The organism is Acinetobacter sp. CAU_H_60, assembly GCF_058599385.1.
Map to the genome: position 1 here is coordinate 82,105 of NZ_CM178653.1, position 13,782 is coordinate 95,886.

At 44.6% G+C, this 13,782-nt stretch carries 13 protein-coding genes; 5 read left to right on the forward strand and 8 right to left on the reverse strand.

Annotated features, from left to right (window positions below; all coding sequences use genetic code 11):
- Positions 1-163: 163 nt before the first annotated feature.
- Entirely contained in the window at positions 164-1,954 is a 1,791-nt protein-coding gene (gene argS, locus AC4MBN_RS00390; RefSeq protein WP_491880466.1) for an arginine--tRNA ligase, read from the reverse strand.
- Positions 1,955-2,207: 253 nt separating this feature from the next.
- Between argS and AC4MBN_RS00395 the strand changes: the two genes are divergently transcribed.
- Entirely contained in the window at positions 2,208-2,495 is a 288-nt protein-coding gene (locus AC4MBN_RS00395) for a DUF2798 domain-containing protein (RefSeq protein ID WP_125278848.1), read from the forward strand.
- A gap of 86 nt (positions 2,496-2,581) precedes the next feature.
- On the opposite strand, the gene AC4MBN_RS00400 is transcribed toward AC4MBN_RS00395, so the two are convergent.
- From AC4MBN_RS00400 to AC4MBN_RS00410, 3 genes are read right to left on the reverse strand one after another with little or no spacing between them, the layout of a single operon-like run.
- Positions 2,582-3,883, reverse strand: coding sequence for a DUF445 domain-containing protein (locus tag AC4MBN_RS00400; RefSeq protein ID WP_419365453.1), 1,302 nt, complete (start codon positions 3,881-3,883; stop codon positions 2,582-2,584).
- An 11-nt stretch (positions 3,884-3,894) separates the two neighbouring features.
- The gene (locus tag AC4MBN_RS00405) at positions 3,895-4,464 is read right to left on the reverse strand and encodes a CC0125/CC1285 family lipoprotein (RefSeq protein WP_291359150.1); all 570 of its coding nucleotides are present in this window, start codon (positions 4,462-4,464) and stop codon (positions 3,895-3,897) included.
- Between the two features lie 41 nt (positions 4,465-4,505).
- A complete protein-coding gene (locus AC4MBN_RS00410) occupies positions 4,506-5,045 on the reverse strand; it encodes a DUF924 family protein (RefSeq protein WP_034703170.1) in 540 nt (179 codons plus the stop codon).
- A 211-nt stretch (positions 5,046-5,256) separates the two neighbouring features.
- Here AC4MBN_RS00410 and gshA point away from each other — a divergent pair, with 211 nt between their 5' ends.
- Both gshA and AC4MBN_RS00420 read left to right on the forward strand, forming a co-directional pair.
- Positions 5,257-6,834 (forward strand): glutamate--cysteine ligase, encoded by a 1,578-nt coding sequence (gene gshA / locus AC4MBN_RS00415; protein ID WP_491880467.1) that lies wholly within the window; start codon positions 5,257-5,259, stop codon positions 6,832-6,834.
- Between the two features lie 18 nt (positions 6,835-6,852).
- Entirely contained in the window at positions 6,853-7,380 is a 528-nt protein-coding gene (locus AC4MBN_RS00420) for a disulfide bond formation protein B (protein ID WP_419365455.1), read from the forward strand.
- An 86-nt stretch (positions 7,381-7,466) separates the two neighbouring features.
- Here AC4MBN_RS00420 and AC4MBN_RS00425 read toward each other — a convergent pair whose 3' ends face one another.
- Complete coding sequence (locus tag AC4MBN_RS00425) at positions 7,467-8,798, reverse strand: PGAP1-like alpha/beta domain-containing protein (protein WP_395526682.1); 1,332 nt, start codon at positions 8,796-8,798, stop codon at positions 7,467-7,469.
- A gap of 242 nt (positions 8,799-9,040) precedes the next feature.
- Here AC4MBN_RS00425 and AC4MBN_RS00430 point away from each other — a divergent pair, with 242 nt between their 5' ends.
- Positions 9,041-9,634 carry a YqiA/YcfP family alpha/beta fold hydrolase gene (locus AC4MBN_RS00430; RefSeq protein WP_491880468.1) on the forward strand — a complete coding sequence of 198 codons (594 nt, stop codon included), beginning with the start codon at positions 9,041-9,043 and terminating at the stop codon, positions 9,632-9,634.
- A gap of 1 nt (position 9,635) precedes the next feature.
- Positions 9,636-11,516 (forward strand): DNA topoisomerase IV subunit B, encoded by a 1,881-nt coding sequence (gene parE / locus AC4MBN_RS00435; RefSeq protein ID WP_419365457.1) that lies wholly within the window; start codon positions 9,636-9,638, stop codon positions 11,514-11,516.
- A 62-nt stretch (positions 11,517-11,578) separates the two neighbouring features.
- Here parE and AC4MBN_RS00440 read toward each other — a convergent pair whose 3' ends face one another.
- From AC4MBN_RS00440 to AC4MBN_RS00450, 3 genes are all read right to left on the reverse strand, one after another.
- Complete coding sequence (locus AC4MBN_RS00440; RefSeq protein WP_491880469.1) at positions 11,579-12,307, reverse strand: hypothetical protein; 729 nt, start codon at positions 12,305-12,307, stop codon at positions 11,579-11,581.
- A 119-nt stretch (positions 12,308-12,426) separates the two neighbouring features.
- The gene (locus AC4MBN_RS00445) at positions 12,427-12,930 is read right to left on the reverse strand and encodes a GNAT family N-acetyltransferase (protein WP_159124201.1); all 504 of its coding nucleotides are present in this window, start codon (positions 12,928-12,930) and stop codon (positions 12,427-12,429) included.
- A 97-nt stretch (positions 12,931-13,027) separates the two neighbouring features.
- Positions 13,028-13,762, reverse strand: coding sequence for an outer membrane protein OmpK (locus AC4MBN_RS00450; RefSeq protein WP_180017282.1), 735 nt, complete (start codon positions 13,760-13,762; stop codon positions 13,028-13,030).
- Between the last annotated feature and the right edge of the window lie 20 nt (positions 13,763-13,782).

Here is a 13,782-nt window from a genome sequence, read left to right on the forward strand (position 1 = left end):
AAAGTCATTATCTAGATCACAAATCACACAGAATTTTAATTTATCTGCATCTTCAAACACATAGCCGAAGTTACAAAATGTTTATTCAACAGATAAACGGCAATGACTAGCATGCTGACTTCGAGCAGAGCTCTTCGTCTTGCGTCAATGTAAAAGCAGTGCTTTACATTGACTCAGGTGCAGATACACCAAGTAGTTCTAGACCGTTACGCAGCACTTGGCGAATATTTACAGATAACAGTAAACGTGCCTGAGTTAATTCTGCATCATCCCCTAGAACCTTGTTGTCGTTGTACCAGCCATGGAACAGCGCAGCCAGCTCTTTCAGGTAGTTACCAATCTGATGTGGTTCATAGCTATTTGCAGCACGAACGACAATCTCTGGATAAGCTGCCAGTTTTGCCAGAATTTCGGTTTCCGCTTCCAGCTCAAGTTTAGCTGCCAGACCACGTGCAGTGGTGACGTCAAAGTTCACGCCTGTAGACGCTGCCTTTTCTAACATACGACAGATCCGCGCATGCGCATACTGGATGTAATATACGGCGTTGTCTTTGCTTTGAGATACGGCAAGGTCAAGGTCGAAGTCAATATGCTGTTCAGATTTACGCATAACATAGTAGAAACGCGCTGCATCATTCCCGACCTCTTTGCGCAGGTCACGCAAAGTCACGAACTGGCCTGAACGAGATGACATCTGTACCATCTCGCCACCACGCCACAGGCTGACAAACTGAACCAGAAGTACAGTCAGTTTTTTCGAGTCATAGCCCAGAGCATCAATCGCGGCTTTTACACGTGCGATATAACCGTGGTGGTCTGAACCCCAGATATCAATGATATCGGTATAGCCACGTTGTAATTTGTTCAGGTGATACGCAATATCAGAGGCAAAATAAGTGGTTTGACCATTACGGCGTTTAACCACGCGGTCTTTTTCATCACCAAATTCAGTCGACTTGAACCAGATGTTGCCATCTTTTTCATACAGGAAGCCACGCTGATCTAGAGTTTGTAGCGCTTCATCAATTTTTTCAGTCAAAGTCGCTTCACTGAACCATTGATTGAAAGTCACCCCGAATTCACCAAGGTCATCTTTAATATCATCAAGGATGGCTTTTAACGCAGCTTGATGGAATACGCGGTAACCTTCATTTAATAAAGTTTGTGAGTTAAAGATCAGGCCATCAATGTGCTTTTCTTTATCGCCTGAAACCACCACCTTATTGCCTTCAGCATCCGGTTCGGCAGCGTACTGTACATCTTCAGGGACATCTTTATAAACGTCTGCAACAGGGCGAACATAGATATCGCCGTCTTTATCAATAATGCTTTGTGCGATTTCTTTGACGTAGTCACCTTGATAGGCATTTTTCGGGAACACCAGTTCCTGACCCGTCAATTCTAAATAACGTAAGTAAGTTGAAGTCGCCAGAATATCCATCTGACGGCCAGCATCGTTGACGTAATATTCGCGATCAACTTTGGCACCTGTCGCTTCAAGCAGATTTGCAACAGTCATACCATAAGCAGCGCCACGACCATGACCTACGTGCAGGCTAGAAGTCGGGTTCGCAGAAACAAATTCAACCTGAACGCGTTTTTCCGCATTGGCCTGGGTACGACCATACGTTGCCTGTTGAGCCTGAATCTGATCCAGCACAGCAAAACGCTGGTCTGCATTTAAAAAGAAGTTAATAAAGCCTGGGCCTGCAATTTCTGCCTTGCTGATATCCGCCACTTCAGGTAGGGCAGCAAGAATTTTTTCTGCTAAATCACGCGGTTTCATCCCCGCAGCTTTAGACGCGATCATGGCAATATTTGATGCAAAGTCACCGTGGCTGCGGTCTTTGGTACGCGTCAAATTACTTGTATTGTTCCAGTCAGATGGGAGTACGTTTTGTGCCTGTAAAGTTTGCACTGCATGATCGAGAGCTGCTTGGATTGCCGTATTCATAATCAGTCGAAAATAGATATCGCAGAAAAACAGCAAATATAGCAAATTTCCGACTCTTTAGGTAAAACCATTTATGGGGAATAAAAAATATACGATTAGCAGCCTATGGTTTCTATCCATCGGTCGGTCATCAATGAAGGATCACATGAGAAAGAGGGGAATAAATAAGTTGCAAACTTTACTATAAAAAATGAATCATCCAGCAATCAAAATGGCCTATATTAGCCTGATTGAAACTATAAAAAGAGTCAGCATGGATTCAAAACAGCGTCCGACCATCATCGGCAATATTCCCAAACTTCCAGCCAAATGGGCCTTGGTCATTGTGCCTTTTATCTTGTCCTGCCTGATGAGTGGAATTATTTCCATGATTAACATGCTGCGCAATCTGGGCTGGATTGAGGGCTTTATGGCCCTCTGGTTTCATAACTGGATGATTTCCTGGGCGATTGCTTTTCCGATTGTGGTGACGCTTTTACCTTTTGTACGCAAATTTGCCGGCTTGCTGGTCGATATGTCAGGAAATCAGCCACCCAAATAATTGTTTTCTATCAATGAGAATTAAGAAAGAAGTTCTAGAAGGTAAAAAGCATTCACTAACAGATAGGCTCTCTAACTAAAAATCAATTAAATCAGATGCTCGACTGCAGCACGGATGATTCCAAGGATCAGACCAATACAGGCCCCGACCACGACACCATTAACCCGGATCATATGCAGGTCACCACCGACTTCATTTTCAATCTTGTCGATCATCTCGGTCGAATCCCATTCATGAATACGTTCACTGATAAAACGAATCACTTTCTCACTGTACTGGTCACTTAGGTCTACAGCGATACCACTGAGACGGTTATTCAGTAACTCACGCACTGAGGTATTTGAAATAATATTCTCACCGACTTGCTGAATGGCGACTCGCAGATTCTCCGCAATCCCCGAATCTGGCTTTTGCAAATCCGCCTTGATGGCATCGCATAAAATGACCACTGCACCACTGATAAAATTTAGCACTTGCGGGCTGTCGAGTAGAGCATCTTTGGTTTCATTCAGTCGCTGACTGGCCATACTTTCAGAGTCTGCCAATTGCTGCATCAGTTCTTGAGCAGTTTCTTCAATTTTAAGCCGCCATGGATGATCGGGATCTGCCAGCATGGCTTCCACCCGCTGAATCACCGAATCGATACTGCGTTGCTGCACATCAATGCCGATCCAGCTCGCGCCTTTGGCCAGACGCCAGACCCCCATTTCCTTGAATAAAGTGCGGGTCAGCTCACGGGTCTGTTCCGGATGTGAAGTCATCCAGGCATGCACCACATCCAGGCCGCGTTGCAGCACATCCTGATGGAAATCATTTTCTAAAACAGCGCGTAACATTTCGCTGGCCAAGGTATTGATCTGGGTATTTTTGACCCATTGCACACTGTTGCTCTGAATAAATCCGGCGATCTGTTCCTGCCCGACAAATTCAAATACTTTAGGTACAGTCTGCTGAATCACTTGTGTGACCTGAGCATTATTCTGTGGATTGGCCAGCCAGCGGCCGGCAGCCAGACTTAAATCGGTACTGGCCAGACTGCGCTGCACAATTTGCGGGGAAAGGAAATTTTCCTGCACAAAGCGACCCATAGATTCGGCAATCCGGGCTTTATTGCGTGGAATAATTTCAGTATGGTCACGTAAAAATTTCGGGATCGGCAGCCGACCAAAAGGATTGCGGAACAGCACGGTAATCGCATACCAGTCCGCCAGACCACCGACTACACCTGCTTCGGCAGAGAGCATCAGGATATGAATCAGCCAGACATATTCAGGCAGCAGTTTTGCAGTAATCATCAGCGCCAGCCAAGCCAGTACTGCGACGACCAGTGCAATGGTCGCAAAACGTTTACTGCGTTGTAAGCTAGGTGACGGCTGCTCTTTCTGCATAAATCATCCTGTTATTGGGGCGTGGCCGGCTGCGGTTGGAGTACTTGGCCGGATGGACTTACTCCATATTTAGCGCCAAGTGATTGTAAAATCAAGCGCGCATCAAAAGCATCTTTCGGCTCCTGACCGGCTTTAAAGCACTCAATGGTATAAGCCACTTGAGCAGGATCTAAAGTGACAGTATAGGGCTGGTCATAGAATGGATCGGGCCAGAATCCCGGATAGCGGCGGGAATAACCATAAGGACGATAATAGCCGTATGGATAGACGCTAGGCGCCGGATAGACAATCGCCTGACGCGGTGGTTGCTGGGTACGGTTACTAGGATCGTTCAGTACCCGGAAAAACTGGAAGCCATTTTGTACCGTAGTTTGAGCAGCTTTCAGCAGGGTGATTTCTTCGGCCGTACCGAAACTCATATTAGGTCGCGCCTGAAAGCTGATGCGGTAGGTGTTGGCGTTCAGTGGGGTGGTGCTGTACTGGCCGAGCTGGTCAAAGGTAAGCGGCTTGGACGGTGTCGTTGCACAGCCGGAAAGCAGGGCAGTCGTCGCAAGGGTCAGGGCAATGACGGTTTTTTTCATCTTCGTTCTCCTGATAGGATGATCCAGCGAGTTACAGACCTCTAGAAGCTGCTATCTGGCTGGGTCAGGAAACTCAATTCTTCCTCGGTGGATTCACGGCCCAGAATCTGGTTGCGATGTGGGTAGCGTCCGAAACGGTCAATAATGATTTTATGCTTGATTTCATATTCGAGGTTTTCTGGATTGCCGAGGCGCTGAAATAATTTTAGCGCAAATTCATGGATTAATTTAGATTCGCTATGCATGAAAGGCATATAAAGGAAGGAACGTTGCTCCGGGCTCAGCTGCTTGTCCAGATCCTGGCTGATGGCTTCCTGAGCCAGTGCCAAAGCCAGACTGTCCTGAGCAAAAGCACGCGGCGTATCCCGAAAAATATTGCGTGAAAACTGGTCCAGAACAAGGATTTCTGCCAGACGGCCGTCAGCATTCTTGCGCCATGACCACAGTTCAGCTTTACTCGCCTGTTCCAGAATATCGCCAAATTTTTCCTTCAAACTTTGGTCGAACTGGTCACTTTTGGCAAACCAGTTGGGTTGTGTTTCAGGACTAAACCAGAAGTCTAAAATATCTTGATAATTCATAATGTTTACAATTTATTAGCATTTATTTGTCAATAAAATCACAAATTTCACATGTCTTATAGAGAAACTTTGTGTTAAAAATTTGCCCAACTAAAAATCAATGGTTTGCTTGAAAACTAGGCAGGGCAGCATGTGCTGTCTGGAAATCGCGGTATACTAAGCTAAACCGATGATTCTATTTTAATAGTTACCCCCATTAAGCGAGATTGTAATGAGTCAACCTGAATCGACTGCCCATGATGTATTACCGGAATGGGTAGATTCGTCGCTCATCAAAGGAATGCTGCGCGGTATCGAGCGTGAGAGCTTGCGTATGCAAAGCAATGGTTTTCTGTCGCAGGAACCGCATCCTCATGCCTTAGGTTCAGCTCTGACACATCCGCATATTACGACTGATTATTCTGAAGCCTTAATGGAGTTTATTACTCCGCCGAAAGAGAGTATTAATGAAGCTCTCAACTACCTGACTGATATTCATGCCTTTGTACACCGTCATCTGAAAAATGATGAAAAGCTCTGGCCGATGTCCATGCCGTGCATGCTCGACAGCAAGGATGAAAATATCCCGTTAGCACAATATGGCAGTTCCAATATTGGCTTATTTAAAACGCTGTATCGTCATGGTTTAGGCGTGCGTTATGGTCGCCGTATGCAGACCATTTCCGGGGTTCACTATAATCTGTCTTTCCCGGATCATTTCTTTACAGCGCTACAAGAACAGGAAGCCGATGAAGAGCTACGCGCTTTAAGCCTGCAAGATTATCGCAGCCATCGTTATATGGGGCTGATCCGTAACTTTATTCGTTTGACGCCACTGGTAATTTTTCTGGTTGGTGCCAGTCCAGCAGTTTGTCAGTGTTTTATGACTGGACGTGATCACCACTTATTCCCGCTGGTGCGCGGTACTTTATATACGCCTTATTCGACTGCATTACGGATGGGACGTTTTGGCTACCAGAATTCGGCACAGAAACAGCTGGGTATTCACTACAATAATCTGCAGGATTATCTGGCAGGTCTGCAAAAAGCGGTCAGAACACCGTATAAACAGTTTACCCGTCTGGGTCTGGATGATGCCAATGGTCAGCCAATTCAGATCAATGACCATGTGCTACAGATTGAAAATGAATACTACAGTCTGGTGCGTCCGAAGCAGGTACCTCAAGAAGGTGAAACTCCATCGCAAGCCTTGCAAAATCGCGGGATCGGCTATGTCGAGCTGCGTGCTGTAGATGTCAATCCGTATAGCGCGATCGGGATCAATGAAGATACTGCCGGCTTCCTGGAAGTAGTGGCACTGTACTGCTTATTGCAAGACAGCCCGGCATTGCTGGATGCAGAACAGGAAATCATTGACCAGAATCAGGCAGAAGTGGTGAATCGTGGTCGCGCCTATAACGCTGCAATTATGGAAAATGGTCAGCGTTATATGATTGAAGACTGGTGTAATCTGCATTTGCAACGTATGCAGCCACTGGCTCAATTGCTCGATCAGGCTTATGACACTGATTTATATAGTAGCGCCATGCAAGCGATGCAGATCCGTGTCGATGAAGTCGATGCGACCTTGTCAGCCCTGATTGTCGGAGATATCCGTAGCCACAGCAGCATGTGGCAATTTGGCCAGCATTTGGCCCATCAGCATAGCAATCTCTATGAATCACATCGATTAAGCAAAGAAACACTTAAATATTTCAATGAATTGTCACAAAAGTCATTGCAGCAACAACACCAGCTCGAGCAAGATAATACGATCAGTTTTACTGAATATTTAGCCCAATATCGATAATAAATAAGAGGATTAACCATGCAATGGGGTTATCGCTTCGTGAGTGGTGTGTTGTTTTTGGCATCTATTGCCGGGATGGCATTTGCTTTATATCTTGAGCATGGACAGGGCCTGAACCCTTGCCCATTGTGTGTGTTTCAACGAATCGGATTGATCGGACTAGGGATTATTTCCCTGATTGCGTTGCTGCATAATCCGAAATCCAATGCCATGAAGCGCGTATATGCTTTCTTAGGCTCGCTCAGTATCTTATGGTCAGTCGGTGTAGCTGCACGGCATGTCTGGCTACAGAACCTGCCACCGGATCGAGTGCCGAGCTGCGGCCCAGGTCTGGATTACTGGTTGGAAACTTTGCCGATGAAATCGGTATTACAGCAGGTATTAAATGGTTCAGGTGAATGTGCCGCAATTGACTGGACGTTCTTGGGGCAATCTTTACCGGTCTGGTCATTGGTGTTCTTCAGTATCTTATTGCTGATCAGCCTGTGGCAGTTATTTCGCAAATATCAGACTGCGCCCGTCAAACGTTTAAGAGATAAATACTGATTTTCAAAATTGGAATCAAAAAGCCAGTCTACAGACTGGCTTTTTTTATCACTCTCTTAGAGGCGAACCAAATTTTTTATCTTCAATCAGGTCAGGGCAATGCCTTCAATACTATCTAGATCGGTCACGTATTCATGAATTTGTGTATAGGCTTCATCTTCCACACTTGGATAGAACCAGCGCACAATCTGTTCAGCCACCAACGGATGATACTGAATTTCAAAGTGGTTCAAGCCATAGAAAATCGCCTTATGTGCGTCGGGTACTTTCAGGTCAAAACGCGGGTGGGGATGTTCGCCCAAGGCACTTTTGACACTGACCAGATAATCGCCGATCACATTAAGCGTTTTGTTGGTATGGTGTTCAAACTCGATTGTACCTGCCACCAGATAGGCATCGATATGCGCAGGAATCGGGGCTGGTTTACGGTTGTCGTCCATAAAGCCAATCCGTACCGGATTATGTTCCCAGTCATCATCCCGGACACTGCCATGACGTAAGTCCAGAATCCCGTTACTGCGAATATTCACCACATGCCCTACAATTTTCACTAAAGGAAAATGTCCAAGTTTTTCCTGCAAGCTAAAACCAAAACGTTCCAGTACCGCACCATGATGCGGTGAACCCAGACAGACCAGATTTTCCACCATCGGAATCCAGTCATAGACATTCTGTTTGCCATAGAATAGGGCACTGCGTGACACCAGACCGCCCATACTGTGTCCGATCAGATCAATACTGGTAATTCCTGGATTACGTTTGACCAGATCCTGCAAGGCATTGGCCAGACTGCGGCCATTGGCTGAAATGCGGCGTCCGGTATTGTAGTTCAGGTACAGCATGGTGTTATGGTCACGCTGAGCCAGCAATTTTTCCCCAATACCCGGATATTTGCGGGTTGACCAGTCCAAATGGTTCATGCACAGACCATGCACAAATAGGGTAATGCGTCCGGTTAGCTCACCTTGTTGCAGAGAACCATAATGATCGTAAATGAGCATCGGCAGGGCGAGAGGATTCTGATATTTCAGCAGATAATCGCCAATAATCCCGTTCAGGGCACTGACCATAAAATGCATGGTCGGGGTCAGAGGTTTATTATGTAATTTTGGAAATCTTTCAATAATACGGCGCAGTCCAGGCGCAATCAGGGTATTGCCATAATGAAAGATCATGTCATAAGACATTTGATACAGACGTACGATATAAGGAATATTCTGGAAAGTTTTGGAATTTTTTTCACTCAGCCCGAATACGCTCATTAAAATTTCACGCTGAATCGATTTAATCAGCTCCTGTACTACATCACTAAAGCGCATGGTGACCAATTGTGCCAGGCCTTCCAGGACATCTGCCTGGCTAAGCGGAGTTCGATCCCATCGACAATAGGTTTCATGCAATGGCGTTAAACTTGGCATTTGATCCTATCCTTTATATGACCCGTAGACATCTTTCTTTTTTGAGCACTTCGCGGTATAAATTCTTTTTTCAGTATTCTTGATTCTCAATTTATTCGGAATACTCTTAAAATAGCGAGAATTGCATAACATTAAAGGCTTTTTTGTCAGACAATTTAAGCAATTAAGTGGTTATAAAATGAAGTGTATTTCACACTTTTAAATTAAATTTTGACATTTTGTTTGTTTTTTATTGATTGCCGATGAATATCATTTACCTGCATGGGTTCAAGAGTAGTAGCAGCTCGATTAAAGGCCAGTTATTGGAACAATACTGTGCCAAGTACCCGGATATTCAGGTGCATTTACCCGATTTGAACATGCCGCCCATGGCTGCAATTCAGAAGATTTCTAAATTGATCCAGTCGATGGACCAGGTGGCATTGGTCGGCAGTAGCCTCGGGGGATTCTATGCGACATATCTGGTCGCTCAAGCGCATGTGCCGGCTGTACTGATCAATCCGGCAATGCGACCATGGCAGCTGTTTCGTGAACTGTTTGATGATGAATTGCCTCTGCAGGTTCATCCGAACTGGTGCCTGAATGACGCAGATCTTGGCCAGCTCGAAGCCATGGCGCTACCAACTGCACAAGATGCAGACAAAATATTAGTGCTGTTACAACAAGGCGATGAAGTTTTGGATTATCGTGCAGCACATCGCTATTATAGTTCAGCTCGTCCACCTGCACTGCTGATGACCGAGGCCAATGGCAGCCATGGCATGGATGATTTTGCGGAGAAAATTCCGCTGCTCTTACAGTTTTTATCCGACTGCATAAAAAAGGAAACCGAATAACGTGTCTCAATATACGGCTCAATCTCTTGAAGTTTTATCTGGTCTAGATCCGGTGCGTCGTCGTCCGGGCATGTATACCGATACCTCTCGTCCAAACCACTTGGCGCAGGAAGTGATTGATAATGCGGTCGATGAGGCACTGGCGGGACATGCCAATAAAGTCACGGTCACGGTGTATAAGGATGGTTCATTATCGGTCGAAGATAATGGCCGTGGTATGCCGGTTGATATTCATCCGGAATATGGTCAGAGCGGGATTGAAATTATCCTGACCAAACTGCATGCCGGTGGTAAGTTCAGTACCGATAACTATCAATTTTCTGGCGGTCTGCACGGGGTGGGGATCTCGGTCGTCAACGCGCTTTCTAGCCGCGTAGAAGTTGAAGTTCAGCGTCACGGCAATTTGTATAAAATGGCCTTTGAAAATGGTGAACCGACTGCACCACTAGAAGTGCTGGAAGGCAAGGCACCGAAACGTGCCACAGGGACAACTGTTCATTTCTGGCCAGAAACCAAATATTTCGATTCGCCCAAATTTGCCCTTAAAGCCTTAAAACATAATTTAAAAGCCAAAGCGGTATTGGCCGCTGGTCTGCAAATTAACTATATCGACCAGATTAATGATGAAAAGATCATCTGGCAGTTTGAAAATGGTCTGGTCGACTATTTGATGGATGAGCTGGAAGACCGTGAAATTATTCCGGCCCCTGCTTTTGTGGCGACAGGTGATGCTGAGCGTGCCAGTGCAGAATTTGCCATCTGCTGGAATGTAGAAGGTGGAGAAAGTATTCAGGAATCTTATGTCAACCTGATTCCAACCGCACAGGGTGGTACTCACGTGAATGGCTTACGTTCGGGTGTGACCGATGCCATGCGTGAGTTCTGTGAGCTGCGTAACCTGTTGCCACGGAATATGAAACTGTCTGCAGAAGATGTCTGGGATGGGGTGAACTATATCCTGTCGCTGAAATTCCAAGAGCCACAATTCTCTGGTCAGACCAAGGAACGTTTATCTAGCCGTGAAGCCTCAGGCATTGTGCAGAATATTGCCAAAGATGCGTTTGCACTGTGGCTGAACCAGAATTCAGACATCGCTATGCAACTGGCAGAAATGGCCATTTCCAAAGCGGGTCGCCGTTTAAAAGCAGCTAAGAAAGTTGAGCGTAAGAAAATTGTCGCTGGTCCGACTTTACCTGGGAAACTGTCAGATTGTGTTGGACATGATCTGGATCAGTCTGAACTGTTTATTGTGGAAGGAGACTCTGCGGGTGGCTCGGCCAAGCAGGCACGTGACAAAAATTTCCAGGCGATCATGCCGATTCGCGGGAAAATTTTAAATACCTGGGAAGTCTCTTCGGATGAAGTGCTGGCCTCTCAGGAAGTACATAACATTGCAATCGCGATTGGGGTCGATCCAGGTTCAGATGATCTGTCTGAACTGCGTTATGGCAAGATATGTATTCTTGCCGATGCCGACTCGGATGGTTTGCATATTGCGACTTTGTTATGTGCGCTGTTCGTAAAACACTTTCCGATTCTGGTCGAGGAAGGGCATCTGTTTGTAGCGATGCCACCACTATTCCGTATTGATGATGCTAAAGATGTGCACTATGCGCTGGATGAAGATGAACTGGAAGGCATCCTGAAAAAATGTAAAACCAAGAATCCGCAAATCACCCGATTCAAAGGTTTAGGCGAGATGAATGCCAGCCAGCTCCGTGAAACTACTTTGGATCCAAATACTCGTCGTCTGGTGCAGCTAGATCTGGATGATGTGCACCTGACTTCAGGCTTACTGGATAAACTGTTGGCCAAAAAACGCGCCAGTGATCGCAAAGACTGGTTGGAACAGAAAGGTAATCTGGCGGATATCGTTGTTTAAAATGATTTGCTGCTAATACCTATTAAAAAGCCCGCAATCGCGGGCTTTTTTAACAACTCAATTTAAGACTCAACTTTTAAATAGTGTCCATCTGCATAGACATTATGTCCAAAGCCACAACCTGAACTGCCATTGTCCTGTTTTAAAATCACCTGCTGCCCCTGTTTAGGATCAAAAGCAAAATTGAGATTAATTTTGCAGTCATCTGATCGATAGGTCATTTGATTTTTATTAACAGGCATTGTGGTTTCAAATTCACCTATATTTGGACCATAAATCATGCTATTTAGTCCCATATATAAGCCATTAAAATGAATCTGATAAGAATTTTTAATCCGTTTGACTTGAATGGTATTCCAGTGACCGAAGCCAGCATGCCGTATATAAATGCCTGCCAAGTTTTGAGTTTTTTGCGGAGGAGGAAGCTGTTTTAAATTAAATTGACTGCTTTTGGCCTGAGGAAAGACTGAAAACCAGGCCCGTGCCCATTGTGGCTTTCCTGATTTAAAATAGCTTAACCCGACATTATTAAAAGCAGTGGTAATGGCATTCTCGGAAAAAGATACACCGCTATTTTCACTATGCATTGCACAAAAGGCAGACCAGGAAGCTTGCTGTTGAAATTGTCCTAGCGCATTTTGATACTGTTTCTGATCATAAAATTTTCTTCCCGAGTTGGCATAGCTTTTCACCTTGGCACATTCGGATCGGAGTTCAGTTTCAAAGTCTGAATTGGCGAAACTGAAATTACTCAGAGGGAGAATACTGATAAAGATAAGCAACTTATTCATAATTTTACTCAACTGACATTATTCTGGTTTTAATAGAAAATTTTATCTATCAGTAATTTTTCTAACAGATTATTGATCCAATTAGATTAAGTTTTACATAAAAAATAAAATATTTTGGTTTAATTCAGGTTGAGTTGCATCAATACCAGATCGCGCCATTGTCCAAATTTCTGTCCAACTTCCGGCATATAACCGGTTTGTTTAAAACCTAATTTCTCATGTAAGGCAATCGATGCATGATTTTCATGGTCAATGGCACCGACCATGACATGGATAGCATTTTGTCGGGCATGTTCAATCAGCTTGAGCATCAAAGCTTTACCCAGACCTTGCCCAATAAAGTCTGCATGAATAAAGACAGAATGTTCAACAGTGTGTTTAAAGCCCTGAATGGGTCGAAATATAGAATAATCCGCATAACCTGCAATTTGCCTGAATGCTGAATGCTCAGCTACTAATAAAGGAAATTGCTGAGCATTTAATTCATTCAGCATGTTCTGGAAATCCTGGATCGTTTTTGGCGTGCTATTCCAGGTTGAGGTTCCGTATAAGATTTCAGCATTGTAGATCGGGAGTAGATGTTCCAAATCTTGAATTTGAGCAGGACGAATAACAAAGCTCATAAGCAGATGCCAAAAAAGAAAGAGAATATCTAACCATAACCTGAATTTAGGCAATAAAAAAGCAGAACCGAAGTCCTGCTTTATTCATTCTAAAAACTTAGAAGTGGTATTTAACCAATGCGCTGACATCGTGTTGATCAACGTCAGTACCGAATTTGTTATTCCAAACAGAATGTTCAATACCAAGGTAAAGTTTAGTCTCAGGAGAGATATGCTTACCAACGTTCCATTTATATTGTGAAGTCCAGTTCAATTCGCTTTTGTGATCAGGACCTTCAGCGGTTGACCAGTCCAGGAAAGCATCTGCCAGGAACTCTTCGCCACCAATTTTAAATGGAACTGCATAAGTGATCGTCATTTGATAATCGTCTTTTTGCAGGTCATTGTCAGCTTTGTAGAAGTTAATATTCGCATAGCTAGTATATGGAATATCAAGTGCAAAACCGATCCCGTATAGGTAGTTATTAAAGTCACTCGCACCGCTATTGCCTTCCCAAGTAGTCGCAATAAGCACGTCTTTAATTGGGCCAAGCTCAAGCTTTTGACCAGTGACTGCACCTAAACTTAAACGCGGTGCAACTTCGAAGTAAGTTTCATTACCGAAATCATTATTGGTACGGTCAGCAAAGGCGAAGATATCACCATATTTTAAACCAGCTGCATATTCAGCAGTAATGGTTGATTGATCAATTTTTTCATTACCAGCTGCAAATGGTGCTTTATAGTTTTCACCATATAAAGCTGACAGACTAAAATCTTGCCAAACTGCTGCCTGAGTGAAAGCTGCTGTTGAAGCCAATGCACAAAGTGCCGCGATTTGTGTAAATTTCATTTAAATATCTCCCCCGAGAA